Source organism: Pseudooceanicola onchidii, from assembly GCF_004959925.1.
Lineage (GTDB): Bacteria > Pseudomonadota > Alphaproteobacteria > Rhodobacterales > Rhodobacteraceae > Pseudooceanicola > Pseudooceanicola onchidii.
Genome location: NZ_SPUW01000001.1, coordinates 729,317 through 753,556, shown reverse-complemented (window position 1 = coordinate 753,556; position 24,240 = coordinate 729,317). Strand labels below are relative to the sequence as shown.

Here is a 24,240-nt window from a genome sequence, read left to right as displayed (position 1 = left end):
GTCATTCCCACTCCATCTCTTCATAGACGCGCCCGGCATTCTTGGTCGCAAGTTCCTCGAAGGTATCAAGATGCGCATAGGGCGACTGGTCGACGTAATAGGCGCCGGCCAGGTCGCCGCCATCGTCGATATGCTGCCCGATCCGGTCGCGCAGGTAGACAAGGTAGTCGTGGGTATAGCGCCGCACCTGCGCCAGGTTCGTCGGGTGACCATGACCGGGGATGATGTAGGTGGGGGCAAGCGGCTCTAGCTTGGTCTCCCATGTCTCGATCCAGCATTTCGTGCAGGCGCCTTCAAAGATCGGCGGCATCCGTTCGTGAAAGGCGATGTCCCCGGCGATCAGGATGTCCCATGCGGGGATCCAGACCTGCGTGTCGCCGGGGCCGTGGGCCGGGCCCATGTGCATCACCTCGATCTGCAGACCGCCCATGTCGATGGCATAGCTGTCGGAAAACGACAGGTTCGCAGGCACCACGCGCGTGCCCTCGGCCTTGTCGCGATTATAGGCGCGCATTCCCTGCAGGATGAAATCCCCCTCGGCCTCGACCTCGGCGATCGCCTCTTCGTGGGCCAGGATGTCGACCCCCTGCTCGGCCCAGTAGGAGTTGCCCAGCATCGCATGCCCCTGCCCGTTCTCGTTGATGACCAGCTTCACCGGCTGATCGGTCACGGCGCGGATCTCGTCATGAAGCGCGCGCGCCAGGCGGTAGGAGGCCCCACCATTCACCACGATCACCCCGTCGCCGGTCACGATGAAGCTGAGATTGTTGTTGTGGCCCGCGTTCTCATAGGTCGGCGGGGCGGTGGCTCCGATGGCCGAAAAGACGTGCGGGATCACCTCGACCGGTTTCGAGTAAAGCTCGGACTGGGGGTACTGGTCGGGGATGTCTTCGCTGGCCAGCGCCGCGGTGGCGGTCAGGCACAGGGCCAGGGCGGTTTTGAAATGGATCATGGGCTCCTCCTGCCACAACATATTCATGATGACGAATGAATTGCAATCCACCACGCCGCTTGCGCTTTGCCCGGCGCGGCCTATGGTTCGCGGAAATCAATTCCGCAAGGGAGGAGCGGCCATGATGCTGGACGGGAAACATGCGATCGTCACCGGGGGTGGCACCGGGATCGGGCTGGCCATCGCGCGTGCGCTGGTCGCCGAAGGTGCGCAGGTCACGATCACCGGCCGCCGGATCGAGGTTCTGAAAGAGGTGGCAGAGCCCGGCATGCACCCGATGGTCATGGACGTGACCGACGAAGGCCAGATCATCGACGGCATGGCCGCCGCGGTCGAGGCGCGCGGCCCGATCCAGATCTGCGTCGCCAATGCCGGGATTGCCGAGGGGCGCAAGCTGCACAAGACCTCGTCGGAGTTCTGGCGCAAGATCATGACCACCAACCTGGACGGCTGTTTCTACACCGTACGCGAAAGCCTCAAGTCGATGCTGACCACCGACTGGGGGCGCTGCATCGCCGTGTCGTCGATCGCGGGCGTGCGCGGATCGGCCGGCGCGGGGGCCTATGCGGCGTCGAAACACGGGGTGCTGGGGATGATGCGGTCCTTCGCCGAGGATTTCCTCGAAGCGCCCTATACCTTCAATTCGATCTGCCCCGGCTACGTCGACACGCCGATCGTGACACGCAACACCGACGCGATCTCTCAGCGGGCGGGGGTGTCGGAAGACGCGGCGCGGTCGATGATGGTCGACCTGAACCGCCACAAGCGCCTGATCCGCCCCGAAGAGGTCGCGGCAGCGGCCGTCTGGCTGTGCAATCCGCTGTGCGAAAGCGTCAACGGCACCGAGGTGATGATCGGCGGCGGGCAGGTCTGAGATGGGCAGCCCCTTCGATGCCATCCGCGGCATCGACTACACGGTGATCTTTACGGATGACCTGCAGGCGATGCGCGGGTTCTACGAAGGGGTCCTGCGGTTCCGGTTCGTCCGCGCGCTCACGCCCCGGTGGCTTGAATTCGCGGTCGGCGGGCAGACCCTTGCCCTGTGCCAGGTCGATACGGCGCCCAAGGCCCCTGCCCTGCAGCTGGCCTTCCGGGTGCCGCCCGACATGGTGGCGGCCTGCGCGGCCGAGCTTGACCGGCAGGGCATCGCGATCGACCAGCCGGTCACGGACCAGCCGTTTGGCCACCGGACCCTGTTCTTCCGCGACCCGCAGGGCACCCGCCTGGAAATCTACGCCGAGATCTGAGCCCTAGGGCTCCAGCCCGCGCGCGACGAGGTCGGCATAGACCTTCAGGCGCGCGACATAGTCGGCATAGCTGGTCGCCAGCATCTTCTGGCCGTGCTGGCCGGCGATGATCGCCTCGGCCATCTGCGGGATGCTGTCGCCTTCAAGCCGGATGCGCCCGGCGGCGGCTTCGGTCGCCAGCCAGTCGGTCCAGATCGCGGCGATGCGGGCATTGCCCTCGCGGGTCTGCACTTCGGCCTCGCCGGACTTGATCGACAGAAGCTCCTCGCCGTGCGGGCTGTCCAGAAGCGCGCGCGCCAGATCCCCCGTGCCCGAGGCGCAGGCCAGTTGCAGCGCCTCTTTCAGCGGGCGGCCAGGTGTCAGCGCATCACGCAGTGCCGAAACGGCCACGTCGAAATAGGCGCCCACCCCGTGCAGCAGGATGTCTTCCTTGTTGCGGAAGTGCTGATAGAGCGCCGCGCGCGACATGCCCGCCCCCTTCGCGATGTCCTCCATCGAGGTGCGACGGTAGCCATAGAGCGAAAAGACCGACAGCGCCGCATTCAGGATGCGGGCGCGTTTTTCATCAGTATCCGAAAGGGCTTGCGTGTTCATGTCCGGCGTTCTGACAGAAATCGTGAAATCTGTCAATTGACACAATGACACTTTAGCCGCATTTTGTCAGAAAGTTCAGCAGGAGTGATTCCATGGCCAGACTGACCATCAACGGCACCGCCCAGACCGTAGACCTGCCCGACGAGGTGCCCCTGCTGTGGGCGCTGCGTGACGGGCTGAACATGACCGGCACCAAGTTCGGCTGCGGGGTGGCCGCCTGCGGCGCCTGCACCGTGCATATCGACGGAGAGGCCGTGCGGTCCTGCCAGGTCGCCATCGGCGATGTCTGGGGCGAGGTGACCACGATCGAGGGGCTGGGCACGCCCGATGCGCCTGCCGTGCTGCAGCAGGCCTGGGTCGATCACCAGGTGGCGCAATGCGGCTACTGCCAGTCGGGCCAGATCATGCAGGCCGCCGCGCTGCTGGCCGAGGTGCCCAACCCGACCGACGCCGATATCGACGAGGCGATGCAGGGCAACCTCTGCCGCTGTGGCACCTACCCCCGGATCCGCGCCGCGATCCACGACGCCGCGCAAAAGCTGCAGGAGGCCTGATCCATGTCCCGTATCGGTAAAATCGCCCGCCGCACCTTTCTGATCGGCACCGCCGCCGTGGCCGGGGGCGTCGCCTTCGGCGTCTATGCCGCGCGCAAACCCGCGCCGAACCCATTGACGCCCAAGGACGGCGAGGTCGCGCTGAACCCCTTCATCGTGATCGACGGCGACGGCGTGACCGTCATCGTCCCCAAGGCCGAGATGGGCCAGGGCGTGCAAACCACCTGGGCCGCGCTGGCGGCCGAAGAGCTGGACATGGACCCGGGCGACCTGCGGATCCAGCACGGCCCTCCGGGCAAGGCCTATTACAACCGCGGCATGGGCACCCAGATGTTCCCGACCGCCGAATACCGGTTGTCGGGCTGGCAAGAGGCGCTTGGCAACCAGATGTCGGTGGCGGGCAAGTTCCTGAACCTGCAGATCACCGGCGGCTCGACCTCCTCGGCGGACGGGTTCGAAAAGATGCGGCAGGCCGGGGCCTCGGCCCGCGAAACGCTGAAGGAGGCAGCCGCGCAGCAGCTGGGCGTGAACCGGTCGGCGCTGAAGACCGAAGGCGGCGCGGTGATCGCGCCCGACGGCACACGGCTGAGCTATGCCGAACTGGCCGTGGCCGCCGCCGAGATCAAGCCGATCGTGCCGGACCTGCGCCCACAATCCAGCTGGAAACACGTCGGCAAGAGCCAGCCGCGCCACGACCAGATGCCCAAGGCAACCGGCACGGCGCAGTTCTCGCTCGACGTGCGGCTTGAGGGGATGAAGTTCGCCGCGCTCAAGCGCAACCCCTACCAGGGCGGCGGCATGGCGGGCTTCGATCCCTCGGCGGCACTCGACATGGCCGGGGTCGAGGATGTCATAAACCTGGGCGACGGGGTGGCGGTGATCGCCAACAACTCCTGGTCCGCGATGCAAGGGGCCGAGGCCGTCGTCTTCGACTGGACGCCCGGCACCTATCCTGAAACATCGGACATGATCTTCGAAACCCTGCGCGCGGCCTTTGACGGCGACGTGAATTCGACACTGCTCGAGACCGGGGATGTCGACATCCTGCCCGACGGCGCGACCGAGATCACGGCGGACTACCAGGTGCCCTACCTCTGCCATGCGCAGATGGAGCCGCTGAGCGCCACGGCGCTGTTCACCGGCGAGACTATGGAAGTCTGGTCGGGCAACCAGATCCCGATCCACTGCCGCGATGTCGCCGCCAAGGAGGCCGGGCTGGACCCCGAGGCCGTGACCCTGCACACCACCCTGATGGGCGGCGGGTTCGGGCGGCGCGGGTTCCTGGATTTCACGCAATACGCCGCGCGGCTGGCGGTGAAGATGCCCGGCGTGCCGGTGCAGCTGCTCTGGTCGCGCGAAGAGGACATGAGCCACGGGTTCTACCGCCCCGGCGCTGTGTCGCGGTTCCGCGGTGCGGTGAAGGACGGCCGTGCGGTGATGGTCGACGGCCAGATCGCTGCGCAAAGCGCCACGGCCTCGCTGATGTCGATCCTGCTGGGCATGGCGCCCATGGGTCCCGACAAGATCACCGTCGAAGGCGCCTTTGACCAACCCTATGCCCTGCCCAATGCCCGGGTTCGCGGATACCTGGCCGACATGGACCTGCCAGTCGGGCCGTGGCGATCCGTGGGGGCGTCGATCAACGGCTTCTTCTTCGACAGCTTCATCGACGAGTTGGCCCATGCGGCTGGCGCCGATCCGCTGGCCTTCCGGCTGGACATGATGCGCGATGAGGACGCACGGTCGGCATCGGTGCTCGAGGCCGTGCGCGACGCATCAGGCTGGACCGGCAAGACACCCGACGGCGTGGGACGCGGCGTGGCCTTCTGCCACAGCTTCGGCACCCCCGTGGCCGAGGTGATCGAGGTGCATCAGACCGACGCGGGCATCAAGATCGCCAAGGCCTGGATCGCGGCGGACGTCGGCATTGCGCTGGACCCGAAGAACATCGAGGCACAGCTGTTCGGGGCCATGACCTTTGGCCTGTCGGCAGCGCTGCACCAGCAGATCACCTTTGCCGACGGCGCGGCGGAACAGGCGAACTTCTACGATTACGACGCGATCCGGATGCATACGATGCCGCAGGTCGTGGATATCCGGATCCTGGAAAACGGCCATCGCATCAGCGGCATCGGCGAACCGGGCACGCCCCCGGCGGCGGCGGCGCTGGCCAATGCGCTGTTCGATCTGACAGGCACGCGGGCGCGCAGGCTGCCGCTGGCCGAGCAGTTTGATTTCGCCGTCTGATCACCTGGCAGATCATGTCGAAGGGGCCGCCACCGCGCGGCCCCTTTCGTTATCCGGGCAAAAGGTGTCTGCTGCGCCCCGTGGCCAGATCCGGCCCGGGAGGACAGACATGAGCGACGAGATCTACGGAAACTGGCGGCTGGAGGCAGTGCGCTATGTCTTTTCCGACACCGGCGAGGAGTTTCTGCCTTTCGGGGATGATCCCCTGGGCTTCATCACCATCACCCGCGACAATCGGCTGAGCACGGTGATCACGGCCCGCGACCGCTCCCCCCACCCCGGCGAGACGCCCGAGGCCGCGATGATCCGCACGATGTTCAGCTATTCCGGTGCCTTGACGATCCGCGACGGGCAGTTCACCGCGCTGGTCGATGTCGCCTGGGTGCCCGCCTATGTCGGCACCGAACAGATCCGCAATTTCACGATCACGGACGACAGGCTGGTCATCGCGACCTCGGAAACCACCTTTCCGGCGTTTCCCGGGCGGCTTGGCGTCGCCTATCTGGACTGGGTGCGGGTGGCTGTGGCCTAACCCCTGCGGATCAGGCGGATTTTACCAGTTGCAACGGCTCGCGCCGCGTCATCCAGGCGCACGCGGCTTCGCCAAAGGCGGCGAACAGCGGGCGCGACACCGGGTCGGCGGCGGCGTTGAATTCGGGATGCCATTGAACCGACAGGGTAAACCCGGGCGCGTCCTTGACATAGGCCGCCTCGGCGGTGCCGTCCGGCGCGGTGCCGTCGATCACGAACCGCTCGCCCGCGCGGATCACCGCCTGGCCGTGCAGCGTGTTGGTCATCACCTCGGTCGCGCCAAAGATCTTGTGGAAGGGACCGCCATCGCTGACCGTCACCTTGTGGCGCAGCGCGAACCGTTCCTCCAGCGTGCCCTCGGGGGGCATCCGGTGGTTCATCCGGCCCGGCAGATCGCGAATTTCCGGGTGCAGGCAGGACCCCATGGCCACGGCAACCTCCTGAAATCCCCGGCAGATCCCAAGAAACGGCTGGCCACGTTCGACGCAGGCCCGCACCAGAGGCAGGGTGATCGCGTCGCGGGCCCGGTCAAAGGTGCCATGGGCGGGCGTTTCGCATTCGCCGTATTCTTCGGGGTGTACGTTCGGGCGCCCGCCGGTCAGGACAAAGCCGTCGAAGGTCTCAAGCAGTTCCTCGACCGAGGCCATACGCGGATCGGCGGGGATCAGCAGGGGCAGCCCCCCGGCCGCTTCGGCCACCGCTTCGGAGTTCATCACACCGCCCGCGTGGGTGCGGTAGCTGTCGTTGACGATATGAAGGTTGGTGATGATGCCGATGCGGGGGCGTGCCATGTGGTGTCGGGTCCTTTTGCCTGCACCAGATATAACCGGGGGACCGAGGCAATGAAACAACGCGCACTGTGCACGGACGCAGAGACAGGGCGCCGAGCCTGACAATTGTGCAATGGGCTCCGTGGCGGGCCGCCGGGCATGGGCCGACACTGATGCGTCTGTCAGCCGCCTGTGATTGGCTGCCGATATTGAATGTCCGAACTTGAACGTCCGATGCTGAGCTTCCGAGGTCGATGGCCCTTCGACAGCCGACGACCAATGTCCAACGCGCACCGCCGACGTGGCGTCGGTACAATTGACTTGCCTCGGTAAAGCCATTCTGTTCGACCGATGCTGTCAGCCAATGCATGGTTGAATTATGGCCGCCAAAGGACATCAGACCACGGCCTACCAACGGCCTACCTATAGCGCAGCATTCGCCCACCAGCACACGTCTAGGCGTCAAACCCAGTGCACCCCTGCTGTTGAGCGGAGGTCTTACGTGACCACATTGATCCGCACCACATTGGTCCGCGCTTCACTGCAACGCCGCGCCGCGTGGCTGACGAGGCACGACAACGGCGCCCCACGTCGCCCGCGGATGCGTCATTACTCGGTGGCGACGTCGCCCGTGCGGCCGTCGACCTGGGCGGCTGCGCCTTCGGGGGCATCGCCACTGGTCGCGGTCCAGGTGATCGCGGCGCCCATCAGCCCGCCGAAGATGACGGCTGCCAGGATCCCCCAGATCGGTGTGCTGTGACGGTGTGCCTGTTTCTCGATGTTCGTTGTCGGTGCGGACATGATAGCTCCTTCGGGTTTCCAAAGGATGAACGCAGGACGGGCGGATCGGGTTCAATCCGCTTCTTGTCCGGTCACGAAAGTATCAGGGGACCGTTAGAGGTTTTCGTAACCTTTGCGCCGTAGACAGGTCGGGTCAGTAAACATAGGACACCCGATGCTTCGCTCTCTTTCTCGCGACACCAGACGCGGTGCGCACAAGGCTTCCGAAGAAGAACAGAAACGCAACGACGCTCTGGTCCAGATGGTCATGTCGACCCAGGCGGTGATTCATTTCGCCCCCGATGCGACCATCCTGTTTGCCAACGACAACTTCCTCGGCGCCATGGGGTTTTCCGACGTCAGCGAAATCCAGGGGCAGAAACACGCGATCTTCGTGGAACCCGACTTTGCCGAGTCTGCCGAATACGCCACCTTCTGGGACCTTCTGCGAAACGGCCAGCCCCACACGGATGTCTTCAAGCGCCTGCGCAGGGATGGCAGCGAAATCTGGATCGACGCGACCTATGCCCCGGTCTTCGATGCCAGCGGCAAGGTCGCGCGCGTGATCAAGGTCGCCCGCGACATCACCGACAGGCACCTGATGAACAGCCTTCTGTTCCAGGGCCTCGACAATCTGCGTGACGGGGACCTGACGCCTGCGACGTTCGACGACAGGTATGACGTGGTGCGCAAACTGGGGCTGCGGTTCAACGAGATGGTGACGTCGATGGCGGATTTCGTCCGCAAGGTGCGGATGACCTCGACGTCGGCGCATGGCATCGCCAGCCAATTGGATGCGGCCACCGACGACCTTGCCCAGCGCGGCGAAAGCCAGGCCGCGTCGCTGGAACAGGTCGCGGCTGCCATCAACGAACTGTCGGCCAGCGCCGAAAGTTCTGTCCAGCGCGCGCGCGAAAGCCACGATCTGGCCAAGTCGTCGCAGGAAAGCGCCGAAGACGGCCGCAAGGTGGTGGATTCGGTCAAGGGGGCCATGAACGAGATCGAGGCGTCCTCGACCCAGATCGGCCACATCCTATCGAGCATCGATGAAATCGCCTTCCAGACCAACCTGCTGGCCCTGAATGCCGGGGTCGAAGCCGCCCGCGCCGGCGATGCGGGTCGCGGCTTCGCCGTCGTCGCCTCCGAAGTCCGCTCTCTTGCCCAGAGGGCCTCTGACGCCGCGACCGAGATCAAGCTGCTGGTGAAATCCAGCGACGAGCGGGTGAAGAACGGATCAAAGCTCGTGGCGCGCGCCGACGAGGTGCTGCAACGCATTTTCGAGGAAATCGGCACGATCTCCCAGAACGTCGCGTCGAACATGACCACCCTGGACGAACAGGCCATGACGATTTCCGAGATCAACATGGCGACCACCAAGCTGAGCACCGACACCGAACGCAACGCCGCCAACATCCGTTCGGCCGCCGACATGAGCCGCACGCTGAAGGGCGAGGCCGACGGGCTGATGCACGAGGTCAGCCGGTTCCGCACGGGCGACGAAGGCCGCGACAACGTGGGGCTGCGCATGGTGTCCTGACCGGATGTGGGCATGCCCGACACCACCTGCATGGTCACGCAGCGCCGGACCGCGGGTTCAAACAGGCCGCAGCGTTGCCCGCCGCGCTTCCGCATCCGCCCTGCCCCCCTTGCACTCCTCCGTCGCGGCTGGAACAACGGCGTGACCCAGCCATGAAGGAGCGCAGGCCATGACGGACGCGGCAAACCCGACCATCTATCTCAAGGATTACACGCCCCCCGCCTGGCTGGTCGAAGACGTGCATTTGGCCTTCCGGCTCGCCCCGACCGCGACCCGCGTGACATCGAAGGTGCGGTTCACGCCCAACCCGGACACGACGGATCGGAGGTTCTTTCTGGAAGGGGAGCAGCTGACCCTGATCCGCGCCGCAATCGACGGCGTTGAGGTGTCACCCACCGTGTCGCCCGAAGGCCTGACATGCGACGTGCCCGACGGCCCCTTCACCTGGGAGGCCGAGGTCGAGATCAGCCCCGAGACCAATACCGCGCTCGAAGGCCTTTACATGTCGAACGGCATGTATTCCACGCAATGCGAGGCGCAGGGCTTTCGCAAGATCACCTACTATCCCGACCGCCCCGACGTGATGGCGGTCTTCACCGTCCGGATCGAGTCGGACCTGCCGGTGTTGCTGTCCAACGGCAACAAGCAGGCAGAGGGACCTGGCTTCGCGGAATGGCACGACCCCTGGCCCAAGCCTGCCTACCTGTTCGCGCTGGTCGCCGGAGAGCTTTTGAACCTGCCGGGCCAGTTCACCACCCGGTCCGGCCGGGACGTCGAATTGAACGTCTGGGTCCGCAAGGGTGACGAGGACAAGTGCGACTTCGCGATGGAGGCGCTGAAGAAGTCGATGACCTGGGACGAGGAGGTTTATGGCCGGGAATACGATCTCGACATCTTCAACATCGTGGCGGTCGATGACTTCAACATGGGTGCGATGGAGAACAAGGGGTTGAACATCTTCAACTCCTCCGCCGTTCTGGCCAGCCCGGAAACCGCGACGGACGCGAATTTCGAACGGATCGAGGCGATCATCGCGCACGAATATTTCCACAACTGGACGGGCAACCGGATCACCTGCCGCGACTGGTTCCAGCTGTGCCTGAAGGAAGGACTGACCGTCTTTCGCGACGCCCAGTTCACGGCCGACATGCGGTCCGAGCCGGTCAAGCGGATCTCGGACGTGCTGGATCTGCGCGGGCGGCAATTTCGCGAGGACGGCGGGCCGCTGGCCCATCCGGTCCGGCCCGAAAGCTTTCAGGAGATCAACAATTTCTACACTGCGACCGTCTATGAAAAGGGCGCAGAGGTCATCGGCATGCTCAAACGCCTGGTCGGGGATGATGCCTATGCCCGCGCGCTCGATCTCTATTTCGACCGGCATGACGGTCAGGCCTGCACGATCGAGGACTGGCTGAAGGTGTTCGAGGATACGACCGGCCGCGATCTGAGCCAGTTCAAGCTGTGGTACAGTCAGGCGGGAACGCCCAGGGTCGATATGACCGAGGATTGGGCCGATGGCACCTATACCGTACATCTGAAACAGACCCTGCGGCCGACGCCCGAATGCGCCGACAAGAAACCGCAGGTGATCCCCTTCGCGATCGGCCTGCTGGACCGGTCGGGGGCAGAGGTGGTGCCGACCACGCTTCTGGAATTCACCGAGGCCGAACAAAGCTTTACCTTCGAAGGGCTCGCCGATCGGCCCGTGGCGTCGCCGCTGCGCGGCTTCTCGGCCCCGGTGATCCTTGAGCGTGAGGTCACGCACGAGGACCGCGCCTTCCTGCTGGCGCATGACACCGATCCCTTCAACAGGTGGGAGGCCGGGCGGCAGCTGGCGAAATCCGCGCTGCTTGGCATGATCGACGGCGGGCAGTCGCCCGATCAGGGGTTCCTTGACGGTCTGCGTCGGCTGGTGACGGATGACAGTCTCGATCCGGAATTCCGCGCCCTGTGCATGGGCCTGCCGTCGGAAGACGACCTGGCGCAGGCGCTGTCCGATGCCGGGCGCACCCCGGACCCGCAGGCGATCTGGGCCGGGCGACAGGCCATGCGCCTGGCGATGGCCGACACGCTGTCGGGCGACCTGCAACCGCTTTACGACCGCCACCGCGTGACCGGCCCCTATTCACCTGACGCGGGACCCGCCGGGCGGCGCGCGCTGACCGGCGCGCTCTTGTCGCTGATCACGCTGCGCGATGGCGGAGCGGCGGCGGCCGCGCAATACGAGACCGCCGACAACATGACCGAACAGCTGGGCGCGCTGTCGTCGCTTCTGGCGGCCGGGCTGGGGTCACTGCAACTCGGGCTTTTTGCCGACCAATGGGCCGGGGAACGGCTGGTGATGGACAAGTGGTTCATGGTGCAGGTCGCCCATGCCCGCCCCGAACTGGCCGCACAGGTGGCGCAGGGGCTGACGGAACGGCCCGATTTCACCATGACCAACCCCAACCGGTTCCGCGCGGTCTTTGGGGCGCTGGCGATGAACCAGGCCGGGTTCCACCATGCCAGCGGCGCGGGCTATCGCCTGATGGCCGACTGGCTGATGAAACTGGATCCGGTGAACCCCCAGACCACCGCGCGCATGTGTTCCGCCTTCCAGACCTGGCGGCGCTATGATGCGGACCGGCAGGGCATGATGCGCGAACAACTGGACCGCATCGCGGGGCTGAAAGGGCTGAGCCGCGACACCGGTGAAATGGTGGGGCGTATCCTCGACGCCTGATGGGGCGGCGTCAGTTGGTTGCCAGTCGCGTCCGCCCGTGATCAGATCGCGGGCGGAGGATCAGGATCATGAAACGCACTCTGCTTGTCACCGGCGCAAGTTCCGGGATCGGGGCCGCCTGCGCGCGGCTGGCGGCGGCATCGGATCAGCATCTGCTGCTGCACTACGGCCGCAATCGCGAGGCGGCCGAGGACGTGGCCGATGACGCCCGGACCCGTGGGGCCGAGGTCACGCTGATCCAGGCGGATCTGGAAACCCCGGATGACATCGCGCGGTTGGGACAGGAGGCCGCCGAGGCGTCGGATCCGGACCTGCCGCTGCACCTGGTCAACAACGCGGGCATCGTCGACACCCGGGCCTCGCTGGCCGATCTGACGCCCGAGCGCCTGACGCGGATGTTCGCCGTCAATACCATCGGCGCGATCCTTGTGGCGCGCGAAGCGGTGGCGCTTATGCGGCGCAGGGGCGCGGGCGGGCATATCGTCAACGTCTCGTCCACGGCCGCGCGCAAGGGGATGGGCGGGCAGTACATGGATTACGCGGCCTCGAAGGCGGCGATCGACTGTTTCACCATCGGGCTGGCGGATGAGCTTGCAGGCGAAGGCATCCGCGTGAACGCCGTGCGGCCCGGGCTGATCGAGACCGATATCCACGCCAAGGGGGGCGAGCCCGACCGGCTGGGCCAGATCGGCCATACCCCGCCCCTTGGCCGTCCCGGCACCGCCGAGGAAGTGGCCGAGGCGATCCTGTGGCTGCTGTCGGACGGCGCCAGCTATACCACGCGGTCGATCCTAGACGTGGCGGGCGGCCGTTAAGGCAAGACGGCGTTCACCTTGTGGACGGGTATCGGGCGAAGGTGCCGCAATTGGCACGCGGCGGCCATCTTTGCGCCAAGCTCGCCCCGGACGGTCACGCCAATTTCGTTCAAAGACCCGACACCTGCCCCGTTTCGGCCTGAAAGCGGCGTCATACCCATCGGCAGAACGACGGAGCTGCCCATGACCCCCCTTCGCCCCAGACAGACGGCCACGGCCCCCAGACCTTCCCTTCCGGTGCGCGGAGAGACCGCGCAGGATCGGGGGCGCAATGTCTACTTTGCCAAGGGGCAGACGCTGGCGCGGCAGGAACGATGGGACATGCTGGCCAAGCTGATCCACGAAACCGACCGCAAGCGCGTGACCTCGCCCTCGGGTGTCTCGATGGCGGCGCTACTGGCCGACGGGGCCCGATCGGACGCGGTACGACATGCCCGGGGTGCAATCACCGAAGGCGGCGCGCCGGTCCCCGGCGGCATCCGCGCGCTTGAGGAGATCGCGGAAGAACACGATGATTTCTGGGGCGTCGCGCTGGTCGTGGCACGGGCGCAGATCGAATGCGCCTGGGCCTATGAAGGCCAGGTCGATCCCTATGCCCTGCCCGCAGCCCCGAGCGCGGGGTTCCTTGACCGGTTCGAGGCAGCCTCGGCGCTGATCGTGCAGGCCGCCGTCACCGCCCCCCTGAGCGCCGAGATCGCCGCGACCCGCTGCGATCTGCTGGCCGCCGATCCCGGTGCCGGCGCACGGGTCGATGCGCTGCACCAGTCGGCGATCGACGCCGATGCGGCCAACCCGGGCCGGCTGCGCGCCTACGGGGTGCATCTTCTGCCGCGCTGGTTCGGCACCCACGACCGCCTTGAAACCACGGCCCAGTCCGTCGCGGCCGAGATGAAATCGGTCTGGCGCGATGGCGGCTATACCTGGATGTGGTTCGACGCGCTGCGGCTTGATCCCTCGGCGGCCTCGGTGCTGGATACCGAACGCTTCATTGCGGGCATGCACGACATTCTGACCTCGCGCCCCGATCCCGTTCTGGCAAACCTGTTTGCGGCCTATGCCGACGGCATGGACCCCGAGGTCGCGCCGGACGACCTGTCGCGGTCGGCCCAGACGGCGCGGAGCCGGATCCACGCGGCCCTGCCCGAACTGACCGACCGCCACCTGACCGAACTGCATCCGCAGGTCTGGGCCCGCGCCGATGCGCTGCCCGGGGCATCGCACCTAGGCCCGCTGTCCTCGGGTCGGATCGCGGCGGCGACGAAACGGGCGCAGGGCGCGGTGAATTCCGCGCTTTCCATGGGCGCGATCCATCAGGCGAACCGGACCAACGCCCGGATGTAGGGCAGTGCCGGTCCCGGACCGTCCCCCGGGCGCGCCCGCCCCGCAGGCCCCCTTGCCCCGCTGGCCCATCCCGCCTAGAACGCCTGTCGATATGCGACACATGAGGCGGTTATGCTCGATCTGACTTATGAGACCCCGAAGCCCAAGGTCATTGCCGGGGCCAAGCACGACTGGGAACTCGTCATCGGGATGGAAATCCACGCCCAGGTGTCGTCCAACGCCAAGCTTTTCTCGGGCGCCTCGACCGCCTTCGGCGCCGAGCCGAATTCGAACGTGTCCTTCGTGGATGCCGCGATGCCGGGGATGCTGCCTGTCATCAACGAATATTGCGTCGAACAGGCGGTCCGCACCGGGCTGGGCCTGAAGGCGCAGATCAACCTGTGGTCGGCCTTCGACCGCAAGAACTATTTCTACCCCGACAGCCCCCAAGGCTACCAGATTTCGCAGCTCTATCACCCGATCGTGGGCGAAGGCGAAGTGCTGGTCGAAATGGGCGAAGGCGTCGCGCGGCTGGTGCGGATCGAACGGATCCACATCGAACAGGACGCGGGCAAGTCGATCCACGACATGGATCCGCACATGTCCTTCATCGACATCAACCGCACCGGCGTGCCGCTGATGGAAATCGTGTCGCGCCCCGATATCCGTGGCCCCGAGGAAGCGGCGGCCTATGTCACCAAGCTGCGCCAGATTCTGCGGTACCTGGGCACCTGTGACGGCAACATGCAGAACGGCAACCTGCGGGCGGACGTCAACGTGTCGGTCTGCCGTGCGGGCCAGTACGAGAAGTACCAGGAAACGCAGGATTTCTCGCATCTCGGCACGCGCTGCGAGATCAAGAACATGAACTCCATGCGGTTCATCCAGGCCGCCATCGACGTCGAAGCCCGGCGCCAGATCGCGATCATCGAGGCCGGCGGCGCCGTCGTGCAGGAAACCCGCCTGTACGATCCGGACAAGAACGAAACCCGGTCGATGCGGTCCAAGGAAGAGGCGCAGGATTACAGGTACTTCCCCGATCCCGATCTCCTGCCTCTCGAGATCGAGCAGGCCTGGGTCGACGACATCGCGGCCTCCCTGCCCGAACTGCCGGACGCCAAGAAGTCGCGCTTCATGGGCGACATGGGGCTGTCGGACTACGATGCCTCGGTGCTGACTGCGGAAACCGAGAACGCGAACTTCTTCGAAGAGGTCGTCGCGGCCTGCGGTGACGGCAAGCTGGCGGCGAACTGGGTCATCAACGAACTGTTCGGCCGCCTGAAGAAGGACGATGCCGAGATTTCGGACAGCCCGATTTCCCCGGCGCGCCTGGGCCAGATCGTGGCGCTGATCAAGAAGGGCGACATTTCCGGCAAGATCGCCAAGGACGTCTTCGAGATCGCCTATACCCAGGACCGCGACCCCGAAGAGATCGTTGAGACCGAGGGCATGAAGCAGGTCACCGACACCGGCGCCATCGAGGCCGCCGTGGACGAGGTGATCGCGGCCAACCCCGCGCAGGTCGAAAAAGCCAAGCAGAATCCCAAGCTGGCAGGCTGGTTCGTCGGACAGGTCATGAAGGCCACTGGCGGCAAGGCCAACCCGGCGGCGGTCAACCAGCTGGTGACGGAGAAGCTGGGGCTTTAAGCCCGGCCAATCGTCCAGTCATCACCGCAGCGGCGGCAAGGCGACACCAGCCTGCCGCCGTTTGCATATCTGGCGAAGGCGTCCTTGCCTTTACCCCGGTGGCCTCGCCCCTTACCACGGGTCCGAACCAGAGGATCCGCATGACCCACGACCCCTACGCCCGCAACATGACCGGAGAGATGATCGACGGCCGTTTCCTGTCCGAAGAGATGGAGATCCTTCCCGAATGGATCGATTTCAACGGGCATCTCAACATGGCCTACTACGGTGTTCTGTTCGACATCGGCTGCAACCATGGTTTCAACGCCATCGGCTTTGGTGCGGACTACCGGCGCGATCACGGCATGACCTCGATGACCGCCGATTTCCGCATCCGCTACCTGCGAGAGCTGCTGCTGGGAGACCGGGTGCGCTGTTCGTTCCGGATCGTGAAGGTCGGGACGCGGGCGTTCCACTACTGCCAGGAGCTCATCCACAGCGACGGATGGGTCGCCGCCACGGCGGAAACGGTCAACCTGCATGTCGACATGGAGGCGCGCAAAGTGGTGCCCTATACCGACAAGCTGAGGAATGCGCTTGAAAAGATGGCGGCAGAACAGGCAAGTTCACCCGTGCCCGATTGGGTCGGGCTGCCATTGGGAGTGAGATCTTGAGCGATATTTTCCTGTCCCCCGAGATGGAGGTCAAACCGGAGTGGATTGACCAGAACGGGCACCTGAACATGGCCTATTACGGCGTGCTGTTCGACACCGGCGTCGACGAGGTGGCCAAGACCTTCGGGTTGGGATGGGACTATACCTCGAAGGGAACGCACACGACCTATTCGGCCGAATTCCGTATCCGTTATGTCCGGGAACTGCATGTGGGCGACAAGGTTCGTGCGTCCTTCCGGCTGCTGGATGTCGGCCCCAAGGCGCATCACTTCTGCCAGGAGCTGATCCACGAGGACGGCTGGATCGCCGCCACCGGCGAAGGGATCAGCCTGCACATCGACCAGTCCGGCCCCCGTGTCGCCCCCTACCCGCCCGAGGTTCTGGCGAAGCTGACCGAGACGCTGGACGCACATGCGAAGCTGCCGGTGCCCGACTGGGTCGGCGCACCCATGGCGATCCGCAAGTGATCTGACGTGCAGCGGGGGCACAGGCGCAGGGTCCGTGTCCCAAGGGCATGTTTTGCCTTCATATTCGGTCCGGATCGGGGAATACTGGCCAAAACCGCCAGGCCCCGGGCCATTTTGGCAGGACGGAACGGATTGAGATGAGCCATTACGAATACAAGGTCGTCCCCGCGCCCGCGCGTGGCAAGCGTGGACGGGGCATCAGCGGCCCCGAGGGCCGGTTTGCCCATTCGCTGGAACTGGTGATGAACGACATGGCGGCCGAGGGGTGGGAATACCAGCGCGCCGAAACCCTGCCGTCCGAGGAAAAGACCGGGCTGGTGAATGCCCATACCGTCTATCGCAACGTGCTGGTGTTTCGCCGCAAGCGCCAGTCGGACCTGGCGGCCTTCGATCCGCGCGCGATCCAAGAGGCCCCGCAGGCGCCGTTACTGCTGCCCCCTGTGTCCGGTAGCGACACCTCTGGCTCCGTCTCGGGGGATGCGCCCGACCCCGATGCGGGCGGTCTGAGCGGTCTGTTGCGGCGACGCGCCGCGCAACGGCAGTCGGACAGCGATCCTGAGGTCGAGGCCCCGTCGGATGCGGCGCTTGAGGATCTGGCGTCGCGCTTTGCCGAGGATGCCGAAGACCCGGTTGAGGATGCCGCCGCAGCCCAGAGGCGCACGGCGGCCGAATAGCCCTCAGGCAGCGAGATCCAGCGCCAGCGCGTGGATCCGCCCGATCAGATCGGGCCCCAGGGCATCGTGCACGGCGCGGTGCCGCGCGACCCGCGACAACCCGTCCAGTTCCTCGGCGCGCATCCTGACCCGAAAGTGACTTTGCCCGCCTTCCTGATACCCTGCATGGCCGATATGTTGTTCGCTCTCGTCGATCACCTCAAGCTCGCGCGGGGAAAACCGCGCGTCCAGCTTTTCGCGTATCTCTGCCGATACCAGCATTTTTTGTAACCTCGCCTCTTCAATCTTCGGACAGACAGTCTAAACTCCTGCGCCTGACTCGGAAAGGACATCTCATGGCCAAAAATGACCCCTTCGGATTCGACATGTCGGTTTCTTCGGCCAAGAAGAAGACCAACCGCGGCCGCCGGGGCATGACCGGGGCCTCCGAGACCTCGCAGAAACAGTGCGAACACCCGGGCTGCGAAGAAGCCGGGCAGTACCGTGCGCCCAAGGCGCCGGACGTGCTGGATGACTACTATTGGTTCTGCAAGGACCACGTGCGCGAATATAACCAGAAGTGGAGCTTCTTCGACGGCACGACCGAGGCCGAGATGAACGCGCAGATGTCCAAGGACAAGGTCTGGGAACGCCAGACGAAACCCCTGGGCGATCCCGAGGCCCGGGCCTGGGCCCGGTTGGGCATCGACGACCCGCACCAGGTGCTGGGATCGAACGCCACGCGCAACCCGGGCCGGTCCACGAACGGCGCCACCACGCGTCGTCTGCCCTCGACCGAACGCCGCGCGGTCGAGATCCTGGAAGCCAAGGACCACTGGACCAAGGCCGAGGTCCGCAAGTCCTACAAGGCGCTGATCAAGGTGCTGCACCCGGACATGAACGGCGGCGACCGCAGCCAGGAAGAACAGCTTCAGCTGGTCGTCTGGGCCTGGGATCAGATCAAGGACAGCCGCAACTTCAAGTGACCCTGCGGCCCCCTGCCCATCTGTCCGGGCGGGGTGGCACATGCGACGTCCCGCTTCGGGGACGTCGGGATCCGTAAATGTCAGACGCCCTGCAGCGGTCCGACGGCGCGCACCGGTCCGGTCGGCTGACCGGTCGGCGACCCGCCGGCAGGTTCTTCCGAAATGGCCAGCACCGCGCCCGTCAACTGCCCCGTCAGGTCCGAGGGAAGCTCGACCGTTTCGGCCTGCGACCCGTCCGGCCAGACGATGACCGATACCGGCGCCTGCCCTTCGGCGATCAGCCAGAATTCCAGCGAGGTCCCGGGCGCATGGCCGCCCGTCCGGTACTGCAGCGCCAGCTGGCCCGTGTCGGCGTCGAAGGCGGCCTCGAAGACAAGGCTGTCGTCCTCGGCCGCGATGCGGGCCTGATACTCGGGGGCTGCGGGCCTCATCACGCCGCTGTCGAAGGCGACCCAGGCCAGGCCCGCCGCCAGCACACCGCCCAGGGCATAGCCCAGCACGCCCAGCCCGAACCGGCGCGGCCGCGTCGTCACGGGCGTGTCGAGATCCCGGGTGATCGCAGGCCAGAGGTGCTCGGGCGGCGTGACCTCGGGGATCGGGTCGGTGAAGGTCACGAAGGTTTCCTGCCACTGCGCGACCTCGGACCGCAGGGCGGCATCGCCCCCCAGCCGGTCTTCGACCCCGCGCATGTCTGCGGGCGACAGCAGCCCCAGCACATACTCGGCCGCCAGGATGCGGTCGTCGCCGTCGCCTATGGTATCCTCGTCGCTCATTCCGACAGACAGTCCTTCAGTTTCATCAGGCTGCGGCGCAGCCAGGTTCGCATCGTGTTCAGCGGCACCTCGAACCGGCTGGCCAGGTCCGCATAGGTTTCGCCTTCAAGGTAGGCCCGCCGGACGGCTTCGGCGCGGTCCAACGGCAGCAGCGCAAAACAGGCAACGATCCGTGACCGGTCCGAGGCCGCCATGGCCAGGGCTTCGGGCCCCGGGGCGGCATCGGCGATGGCCTCGGCCTCGTCCATCCCGCCGCCCATGGCGCGCCGGGCGCGCAGCCGGTCGATCGCATGGTTGCGCGCGATCGTGATGAGCCAGGTCATCGGGCTGGTTCCCCCGGCCCGGTAGCGATCGGCGTTGCGCCAGATCTTGACGTAGATTTCCTGTACCGCCTCTTCCGTTTCGGCTTCTGATTTCAAGATACGCAGGGCCGTGCCGAAGAGTTTCGCCGAGGTGTATCGATAGAGATCGGAAAAGGCCTGCCGGTCGCCGGTGGCGCACTTATCGATCAGGGTCTCGATCTCCTGCCGTGTGGTCATCGTGCTCCTTCCCCGGGGGTGGGCCCGGATATTGGCCGCAAGACAGCCATTTTGCCCTTTCCCTCATTTTCCGCTTCGATATGTTGCGGGGCGGGCCTCAAGCAAGGCTTTCACGAGGAAAGGACAGGGCAACCATGGCCGAGGGCATGACCGATATCAACGCAAAACCGACCGAGGAAATCTCGGTTCGCGAAGTCTTCGGCATCGATACCGACATGGTGATCAAGGGGTTCGAGGACCGGACCGACCGCGTTCCCGAGGTCGACAGCACCTACAAGTTCGACCCCGACACGACGCTCGCCATCCTTGCGGGCTTTTCGCACAACCGCCGCGTGATGGTTCAGGGCTATCACGGCACGGGCAAGTCGACCCACATCGAACAGGTCGCCGCGCGGCTGAACTGGCCCTGCGTGCGCGTCAACCTCGACAGCCACATCAGCCGGATCGACCTGATCGGCAAGGACGCGATCAAGCTGCGCGACGGCAAGCAGGTCACCGAATTCCACGAAGGGATCCTGCCCTGGGCCCTGCGCAACCCGACCGCGATCGTGTTCGACGAATACGACGCGGGCCGCGCGGACGTGATGTTCGTGATCCAACGCGTGCTGGAACATGACGGCAAGCTGACGCTTCTCGACCAGAACGAAGTCATCACGCCCAACAAGTATTTCCGCCTCTTCGCGACCTCGAACACCGTGGGCCTTGGCGACACGACGGGCCTGTATCACGGCACGCAGCAGATCAACCAGGCACAGATGGACCGCTGGTCCCTCGTCGCGACGCTGAACTACCTGAGCCATGATGCGGAAACCGCGATCATCCTCAGCAAGGCGCCGCACTACAACAACGAAAAGGGCCGCAAGACCGTCAGCCAGATGGTACGTCTTGCCGACCTGACCCGGACCGCCTTCATGAACGGCGACCTGTCGACCGTCATGTCGCCGCGGACCGTGATCACCTGGGCCCAGAACGCCGAAATCTTCCGCAACATCGGTTACGCCTTCCGCCTGACCTTCCTCAACAAGTGCGACGAGCTGGAACGCCAGACGGTGGCCGAATTCTACCAGCGCTGCTTCGACGAGGAGCTTCCCGAAAGCGCCGCCTCGGCTGCCAGCTGACCGGGGTCATCCCAACGACAAAAGGGCCGCATCGCGCGGCCCTTTCTCGTTTCTTCTGGTCCGAAATACCTCGGGGTCCGGGGCAGAGCCCCGGGATGCCTCAGGCAGCGGCCTTCTGAGCGTCCGCGTCCCGCGCGGCCATGGTCGCGCGTGCCCACCAGGCCAGGTCGTCCAGCGTTGCCTTGGCGGCGGGCAGCAGGTTTTCCTCGACCTCGGAAATCGGGGCGCCACCACCCATCGGGTGCACCTTGAAGAAGTCCGCGCCGCCGATGTGCACGGCGTTGCGCACCGGCACCATCTGCAGTTCGACGGCGATGTTGCGCAGGTGTTCCAGCGCGCGGGTTGCGCCCATGGAGCCATAGGCGATGGCGGTCATCGGCTTGCGGACCCATTCGTTGTAGGCCTGGTCCAGCGCGTTCTTCAGGGCGCCGGAAATGGTGTGGTTGTATTCGGCCACGGCGAAGATGAAACCGTCGAATTCGGCCATCTTCTTCTGCCAGGCAACGGCTTTCTCGTCGCTCGTCGGCATCCACATGTTCGACGCCGGTTCGTTGAACATCGGCAGGTCGAAGTCCTTGAGGTCAACCAGTTCGACGTCCAGGTCGGTGCGGGCCTGCGCCTGGGTCAGCATCCATTGGGCGGGCACTTCACCCCAGCGGCTGTCGCGGGTCGAAGTGATGATGAGGGCGATCTTCGGATTGCGGGACATTGGTGTCTCCCCGTTTTGCATTTGCGATGTGCGGAATATCTTCGTGCGGAGGCGCAGGCAAAAGGCCGGCCGTCGCACATGGACTGTGCGGGAACGGAGAGTCGCCGGTCACCGCGGCTGCAACACTCCGGCCCACCTGAAAAGTGCAAATTTGCATCCTTTGCCAAATTCTCGCGATTTTCTAAGGGTCTGATTAAGAAATGTGCGCTATCTTGATCCCATGCATCTTGTGCGCGCCCTTGTTGTCTCTCTCGGGCTGGTTGCCCCGGCAACCGGACAGGCCGGGCCGGGCGACCTGTCGGATCCGGTGATGATCTTCGCCGATTGTGCCGGGCGCTTTTCTGCCGAAATGGAACACAGCTGGCTGATGGGCCACGACCCGGCCGAGGTCACGCGCCAGCGCGCCATGATGATCGACCTCGTCGATGCGGCGCGCCCGGCCGATGCGGGTCCCGCCATCCTCGCCACCCGGATCGAGGCAAAGTTCGCGCAGGCCGCCCTGCTTCAGCGGGCCAGTTTCACCCGGGATCCGCAACAGGCCCGACAGGCCCGTGCCACCGCCCGCGCCGCGTTGGAACGATGCCTGTTCCTGATGACCAGCTGACCCCCCTTGACCGCGACGCGCCGACCGGGCGCAATGGCAGGATGCTGCCCCGCCCCTCCCTGCCCTCATGAGCGGCCTTGGTCTGCCCCCCTCACGCCGCGAACCGCTTGCCGAGGACCGCGCGGAGTGCTTTACCTCTCGCATGAGCAAGCCAAGCGACAATCCCGCCGATCCGTTCAAGAAGGCCCTGGCCGAGGCCACCAAGGTCATGGCCGATGATCCGGAGCTGAACGTCAGCTATTCCGTCGATCCCTCGGGCACCTCGGGCGACAACATGCGCCTGCCGCAGATCAGCCGGCGGATGACCAAGGACGAGGTCCTGCTGGCGCGGGGCACGGCGGATGCGCTGGCCATGCACCGACGCTACCACGACGCCGCGACCCATGCGAAATTCGCGCCTCCGGGGCAGATGGCCCGGGATCTCTACGAGTCGATGGAAACTGCCCGCTGCGAAGCCATGGGCGCCCGCGACATGCCCGGCACCGCCGGCAATATCGACGCCAAGATCGGCGCCGAGGCCAAGCGCGCGGGCTATGAAGGCGTGACCCAGATGGCCGATGCGCCCCTGCCGGTCGCGGCGGGCTACCTGATCCGCCACCTTGCCACAGGGCGCGAGATGCCTGCGGGCGCGCAGAACGTGATGGAGCTCTGGCGACCCTTCATCGAGGATCAGGCCGGCGGCACGCTGGAAAACCTCGCGGAGAAACTGTCGGACCAGGCCGAATTCGCCCGTTTCGCGCGACGCATCATCGAAGACCTCGGCTACGGCGACCAGCTGGGGGATGACCCGGACGGCGGCGATGACGAGGACAACGAGGCGACCGAGGACGGGCAGGACGAAGAAGAACAGCCCGACAGCACCGGCGACAGCGACGACCAGGACGACGCCGAGGCCTCGCCCGAGCAAAGCCAGGAAGAACAGCAGGATCCCTCTGAAGCGACCGTGTCGATGGACGACATGGCCGAAGAGGAAATGGGCGACGAGGCCGAGATGCCCGAAGGCGAGGCCCCGCTGGAGCCGCCGCCCCCGCCACCCGCGTCGGAAGCTGACCCGAACTATACCGTCTATTCCACCGAGAATGACGAGGAAATCGCGGCCGAAGACCTTGCCGATCCGGTCGAACTGGAACGCCTGCGCGCCTATCTCGACCAGCAGCTCGAACCGTTGAAGGGCGCGGTCGGGCGTTTGGCGAACAAGCTGCAGCGCCGCCTTCAGGCGCAGCAGAACCGCAGCTGGGAATTCGACAAGGAAGAGGGCGTGCTGGATGCCGGCCGCCTGGCCCGGGTCGTGGCCAACCCGACCACGCCGCTGTCGTTCAAGGTCGAAAAGGACATGGAATTCCGCGACACCGTCGTGACGCTCCTGCTCGACAACTCCGGCTCGATGCGCGGCCGTCCGATCTCGATCGCGGCGATCTGCGCGGATGTTCTGGCCCGCACGCTGGAACGGTGTTCCGTCAAGGTGGAAATCCTGGGCTTCACCACCCGCGCCTGGAAGGGCGGACAAAGCCGCGAGGCCTGGCTGAACGACGGTCGGCCGCAGCAGCCCGGCCGCCTGAACGACCTGCGCCACATCGTCTACAAGTCCGCCGACGCGCCCTGGCGGCGCGCGCGCGAAAACCTTGGCCTGATGATGAAGGAAGGTCTGCTGAAGGAAAACATCGACGGCGAGGCGCTGGAATGGGCGCACCGCCGGATGCAGGGCCGCCGCGAAGCGCGCAAGATCCTGATGGTGATCTCGGACGGGGCGCCGGTGGACGACTCGACCCTGTCGGTCAACCCGGCGAACTTCCTGGAAAAGCACCTGCGCGATGTCATCGCCATGGTGGAAAAGCGCAAGGCGGTCGAACTGCTGGCCATCGGCATCGGCCACGACGTGACCCGCTATTACGACCGCGCCGTGACGATCACGGACGTCGATCAGCTGGCCGGTGCGATGACCGAACAGCTGGCCGCGCTTTTCGACACAGACCCGCGGGCCCGGGCCCGGTTCTCGGGGATCAGGAAGGCCTCCTGATCTTC

The 24,240-nt window shown here is 65.5% G+C and carries 25 protein-coding genes; 17 read left to right on the top strand and 8 right to left on the bottom strand.

Annotated features, from left to right (window positions below; genetic code table 11):
- Position 1 precedes the first annotated feature (1 nt).
- A complete protein-coding gene (locus E4S58_RS03600; RefSeq protein ID WP_136634932.1) occupies positions 2–952 on the bottom strand; it encodes an MBL fold metallo-hydrolase in 951 nt (316 codons plus the stop codon).
- Positions 953–1,073: 121 nt separating this feature from the next.
- Between E4S58_RS03600 and E4S58_RS03595 the strand changes: the two genes are divergently transcribed.
- Both E4S58_RS03595 and E4S58_RS03590 read left to right on the top strand, forming a co-directional pair.
- A complete protein-coding gene (locus tag E4S58_RS03595) occupies positions 1,074–1,826 on the top strand; it encodes an SDR family NAD(P)-dependent oxidoreductase (RefSeq protein WP_136634931.1) in 753 nt (250 codons plus the stop codon).
- 1 nt (position 1,827) lies between these two features.
- Complete coding sequence (locus E4S58_RS03590) at positions 1,828–2,199, top strand: VOC family protein (RefSeq protein WP_136634930.1); 372 nt, start codon at positions 1,828–1,830, stop codon at positions 2,197–2,199.
- A gap of 3 nt (positions 2,200–2,202) precedes the next feature.
- Here E4S58_RS03590 and E4S58_RS03585 read toward each other — a convergent pair whose 3' ends face one another.
- A complete protein-coding gene (locus E4S58_RS03585) occupies positions 2,203–2,793 on the bottom strand; it encodes a TetR/AcrR family transcriptional regulator (protein ID WP_136634929.1) in 591 nt (196 codons plus the stop codon).
- 92 nt (positions 2,794–2,885) lie between these two features.
- On the opposite strand from E4S58_RS03585, the gene E4S58_RS03580 reads away from it, so the two are divergent.
- The 3 genes from E4S58_RS03580 (at position 2,886) to E4S58_RS03570 (ending at position 6,126) form a co-directional block, all read left to right on the top strand.
- Positions 2,886–3,347 (top strand): (2Fe-2S)-binding protein, encoded by a 462-nt coding sequence (locus E4S58_RS03580; protein WP_136634928.1) that lies wholly within the window; start codon positions 2,886–2,888, stop codon positions 3,345–3,347.
- A gap of 3 nt (positions 3,348–3,350) precedes the next feature.
- The gene (locus tag E4S58_RS03575; protein WP_136634927.1) at positions 3,351–5,594 is read left to right on the top strand and encodes a xanthine dehydrogenase family protein molybdopterin-binding subunit; all 2,244 of its coding nucleotides are present in this window, start codon (positions 3,351–3,353) and stop codon (positions 5,592–5,594) included.
- A 109-nt stretch (positions 5,595–5,703) separates the two neighbouring features.
- Positions 5,704–6,126: a lipocalin-like domain-containing protein gene (locus E4S58_RS03570; RefSeq protein ID WP_136634926.1), complete on the top strand. Its 423-nt coding sequence runs from the start codon at positions 5,704–5,706 to the stop codon at positions 6,124–6,126.
- A gap of 10 nt (positions 6,127–6,136) precedes the next feature.
- Here the strand turns inward: E4S58_RS03570 and E4S58_RS03565 are convergent, their stop codons facing one another.
- Complete coding sequence (locus E4S58_RS03565; protein WP_136634925.1) at positions 6,137–6,916, bottom strand: gamma-glutamyl-gamma-aminobutyrate hydrolase family protein; 780 nt, start codon at positions 6,914–6,916, stop codon at positions 6,137–6,139.
- Between the two features lie 588 nt (positions 6,917–7,504).
- Positions 7,505–7,696: a hypothetical protein gene (locus tag E4S58_RS03560; RefSeq protein WP_136634924.1), complete on the bottom strand. Its 192-nt coding sequence runs from the start codon at positions 7,694–7,696 to the stop codon at positions 7,505–7,507.
- Between the two features lie 154 nt (positions 7,697–7,850).
- On the opposite strand from E4S58_RS03560, the gene E4S58_RS03555 reads away from it, so the two are divergent.
- From E4S58_RS03555 to E4S58_RS03520, 8 genes are all read left to right on the top strand, one after another.
- Positions 7,851–9,212 (top strand): methyl-accepting chemotaxis protein, encoded by a 1,362-nt coding sequence (locus E4S58_RS03555; protein WP_136634923.1) that lies wholly within the window; start codon positions 7,851–7,853, stop codon positions 9,210–9,212.
- Positions 9,213–9,381: 169 nt separating this feature from the next.
- The gene (gene pepN / locus E4S58_RS03550) at positions 9,382–11,934 is read left to right on the top strand and encodes an aminopeptidase N (RefSeq protein WP_136634922.1); all 2,553 of its coding nucleotides are present in this window, start codon (positions 9,382–9,384) and stop codon (positions 11,932–11,934) included.
- Positions 11,935–12,002: 68 nt separating this feature from the next.
- Positions 12,003–12,749 carry an SDR family oxidoreductase gene (locus E4S58_RS03545; RefSeq protein ID WP_136634921.1) on the top strand — a complete coding sequence of 249 codons (747 nt, stop codon included), beginning with the start codon at positions 12,003–12,005 and terminating at the stop codon, positions 12,747–12,749.
- Positions 12,750–12,932: 183 nt separating this feature from the next.
- Positions 12,933–14,090, top strand: a complete 1,158-nt coding sequence (locus tag E4S58_RS03540) for a hypothetical protein (RefSeq protein WP_136634920.1) — start codon at positions 12,933–12,935, stop codon at positions 14,088–14,090.
- 111 nt (positions 14,091–14,201) lie between these two features.
- Complete coding sequence (gatB, locus tag E4S58_RS03535) at positions 14,202–15,716, top strand: Asp-tRNA(Asn)/Glu-tRNA(Gln) amidotransferase subunit GatB (RefSeq protein ID WP_136634919.1); 1,515 nt, start codon at positions 14,202–14,204, stop codon at positions 15,714–15,716.
- A gap of 140 nt (positions 15,717–15,856) precedes the next feature.
- The gene (locus E4S58_RS03530; RefSeq protein WP_240789448.1) at positions 15,857–16,369 is read left to right on the top strand and encodes an acyl-CoA thioesterase; all 513 of its coding nucleotides are present in this window, start codon (positions 15,857–15,859) and stop codon (positions 16,367–16,369) included.
- Positions 16,366–16,836, top strand: a complete 471-nt coding sequence (locus E4S58_RS03525; protein WP_136634918.1) for a thioesterase family protein — start codon at positions 16,366–16,368, stop codon at positions 16,834–16,836. Before E4S58_RS03530 ends, E4S58_RS03525 begins: the two co-directional genes overlap by 4 nt.
- Before the next feature lie 137 nt (positions 16,837–16,973).
- Positions 16,974–17,510, top strand: coding sequence for a DUF4177 domain-containing protein (locus E4S58_RS03520; RefSeq protein WP_136634917.1), 537 nt, complete (start codon positions 16,974–16,976; stop codon positions 17,508–17,510).
- 3 nt (positions 17,511–17,513) lie between these two features.
- Here the strand turns inward: E4S58_RS03520 and E4S58_RS03515 are convergent, their stop codons facing one another.
- Positions 17,514–17,771 carry a BolA family protein gene (locus E4S58_RS03515; RefSeq protein ID WP_136634916.1) on the bottom strand — a complete coding sequence of 86 codons (258 nt, stop codon included), beginning with the start codon at positions 17,769–17,771 and terminating at the stop codon, positions 17,514–17,516.
- A gap of 74 nt (positions 17,772–17,845) precedes the next feature.
- On the opposite strand from E4S58_RS03515, the gene E4S58_RS03510 reads away from it, so the two are divergent.
- Entirely contained in the window at positions 17,846–18,475 is a 630-nt protein-coding gene (locus tag E4S58_RS03510; protein ID WP_136634915.1) for a J domain-containing protein, read from the top strand.
- A gap of 80 nt (positions 18,476–18,555) precedes the next feature.
- Here E4S58_RS03510 and E4S58_RS03505 read toward each other — a convergent pair whose 3' ends face one another.
- Together E4S58_RS03505 and E4S58_RS03500 are read right to left on the bottom strand one after the other, a co-directional pair.
- On the bottom strand, positions 18,556–19,248 hold the full coding sequence (locus tag E4S58_RS03505; RefSeq protein ID WP_136634914.1) for an anti-sigma factor: 693 nt from the start codon (positions 19,246–19,248) through the stop codon (positions 18,556–18,558).
- Positions 19,245–19,787, bottom strand: a complete 543-nt coding sequence (locus E4S58_RS03500; protein WP_136634913.1) for a sigma-70 family RNA polymerase sigma factor — start codon at positions 19,785–19,787, stop codon at positions 19,245–19,247. The genes E4S58_RS03505 and E4S58_RS03500 overlap by 4 nt, the downstream gene beginning before the upstream one ends.
- A gap of 134 nt (positions 19,788–19,921) precedes the next feature.
- Between E4S58_RS03500 and cobS the strand changes: the two genes are divergently transcribed.
- Positions 19,922–20,905, top strand: a complete 984-nt coding sequence (cobS, locus tag E4S58_RS03495) for a cobaltochelatase subunit CobS (protein ID WP_136634912.1) — start codon at positions 19,922–19,924, stop codon at positions 20,903–20,905.
- A gap of 100 nt (positions 20,906–21,005) precedes the next feature.
- Here cobS and E4S58_RS03490 read toward each other — a convergent pair whose 3' ends face one another.
- Complete coding sequence (locus tag E4S58_RS03490; RefSeq protein ID WP_136634911.1) at positions 21,006–21,614, bottom strand: NADPH-dependent FMN reductase; 609 nt, start codon at positions 21,612–21,614, stop codon at positions 21,006–21,008.
- A gap of 202 nt (positions 21,615–21,816) precedes the next feature.
- Between E4S58_RS03490 and E4S58_RS03485 the strand changes: the two genes are divergently transcribed.
- Together E4S58_RS03485 and cobT are read left to right on the top strand one after the other, a co-directional pair.
- The gene (locus E4S58_RS03485) at positions 21,817–22,218 is read left to right on the top strand and encodes a hypothetical protein (protein WP_169052588.1); all 402 of its coding nucleotides are present in this window, start codon (positions 21,817–21,819) and stop codon (positions 22,216–22,218) included.
- Positions 22,219–22,360: 142 nt separating this feature from the next.
- Complete coding sequence (cobT, locus tag E4S58_RS03480) at positions 22,361–24,235, top strand: cobaltochelatase subunit CobT (protein ID WP_136634909.1); 1,875 nt, start codon at positions 22,361–22,363, stop codon at positions 24,233–24,235.
- Positions 24,236–24,240 lie beyond the last annotated feature (5 nt).